The sequence below is a fragment of the Vibrio sp. Vb1554 genome (genome assembly GCF_033344235.1).
Genome location: NZ_JAWPOJ010000096.1, coordinates 1 through 1,897 on the forward strand (window position 1 = coordinate 1; position 1,897 = coordinate 1,897).

Here is a 1,897-nt window from a genome sequence, read left to right on the forward strand (position 1 = left end):
CTGCCTGTAACATTGACTGTACTTACTGCTACTACCTCAGCAAACAGGACTTACTTGAGTATAAAAAAGGATGTTCACCAATGATGGATGAAGCCACGTTAGAGGCTTACATCAAACAGTATATTGAAGGGCAAAACACACCTGAGATCGTCTTCTCTTGGCAGGGCGGTGAGCCAACGATGCTGGGTTTGGATTACTTCAAGAAAATTGTCGAGTTTCAAGCGAAGTACCAACCCGCAGGCGTGAAGATCTCAAACGATCTGCAAACAAACGGCACGTTATTGAATGACGAATGGTGCGAATTTTTAAGCGAGAACCATTTCTTGGTGGGCTTGAGTATTGATGGCCCTGAAATGCAGCACAACGCGTATCGAACCAACCGAGCCGGTCGAGGCACATTCAAACAAGTCATGAATGCGGTGGAGTTGCTGCATAAATATCAGGTGAACTTTGCCACGCTTACCTGTGTGAACAACCTGACGAGCCGAAATCCGCTAGAAGTATACCGTTTTCTGCGAGATGAGGTCCGCTCGCCACAAATGCAGTTTATTCCTATTGTTGAACAGAAAACGTTCCGCACCACTGCGCCTCAAAAATGGCAACCGCAAGAACAGCTTAAACAAGGAGACAAGCGTTTGATTCCGGGTCACAAAGATTCTGTCATGGAACCTTGGTGTGTTGCTGATGAAGCTTGGGGTAACTTCCTGATTGCGGTTTTTGATGAATGGATTAAGAACGATATCGGCAAAGTGTTTGTGCAATATTTTGAAGCCAGTGTAGAGGCTTGGATGGGGCGCGCTAATCCACTTTGTACGCTGGGTGAGGTGTGCGGTAAGGGGTTGGCGATGGAGCCAAATGGCGATGTGTTTGCGTGCGATCATTACGTTTATCCGGAGTATAAAATTGGCAATATTCATCATGACAAGCTGGATGAACTGGCCTACAGCAAAGAGCAACAGAAGTTCGGTTTTGCAAAATCTCGCTTGTTAACGCAGCAATGTCGAGACTGTGAGTATCAGTTTGCATGCTACGGTGAATGCCCGAAAAACCGTTTCATTCGTACTCGTGATGGTGAGCCGGGACTTAACTATTTATGTGCAGGATGGAAGAAATTCTTTGCACATGCTGACAAAGCGATGGCATACATTTTACGCGCAACGGGTAACGTGGTGGCTCATGGCAAATACAGCGATTCAGTCGTGCGCCAAGAGAGTGAACAACGCCCAGTATTCGAAACAAAATTTTGAGGAATTGGTATGTCATTGTCTACAGAAGCCCCCCTGTTAAAGACACCGTGTTTGGCATCGCGCAAACGTCGACCGAACAAAGTGAAGATGCTTTCTAAGTCGTTATTGGCGGTCACATTAGGCGCGGTCGTTAATCATTCTGTTATGGCGCAAACGCCGACGGAACAAACGCAAGCTCAGCCGACTGCGGCAGAGCAGGTGCAACCACCAACGCCGCAGCAAGTGATTTCTAAGCTCGCTTATCAAGCCCAAGACCAAAAGTTGCCGATCGAACAACGTGTTCAAGCGCTGCGCGAACTGGGTAACTACCCAAACCAGAATGCTCTGGTGGCTGTTGCTCGAGGTTTACAAGATAAAGACGCGGCAATTCGTGAAGCTGCGATAGTCGGCGCGCAACCTTACGCGATCGAAAACCGCTGGCGCATGGTGGAACCACTACTTAAAGACGAATCCTCTTCCGTGCGTATTGCGGCAGCACTGAACTTAGTGCGTGATTATTCTGTGTTGACAGAAGCGCAAAGACCAGCGATAGAAAAGCCTGTGGACGAGCTTATAGCGAGTTTAAAGAGCGGAACGGATAACAACACCCAATTGCTGTTAGCCGATGTGTATCGCTGGCATGAAAACTGGAAACAAGCGGACGATATCTA

General features: G+C 47.8%; 2 protein-coding genes. Both read left to right on the plus strand.

Annotated elements, in window-relative coordinates; translation table 11 throughout:
• On the plus strand, nt 1–1,247 hold a 1,247-nt coding region (locus R8N28_RS23895), incomplete at its 5' end, for an anaerobic sulfatase maturase (RefSeq protein ID WP_318183507.1).
• Nucleotides 1,248–1,256: 9 nt separating this feature from the next.
• The coding region (locus R8N28_RS23900) for a HEAT repeat domain-containing protein (protein ID WP_412079924.1) at nt 1,257–1,897 on the plus strand (641 nt) is incomplete at its 3' end.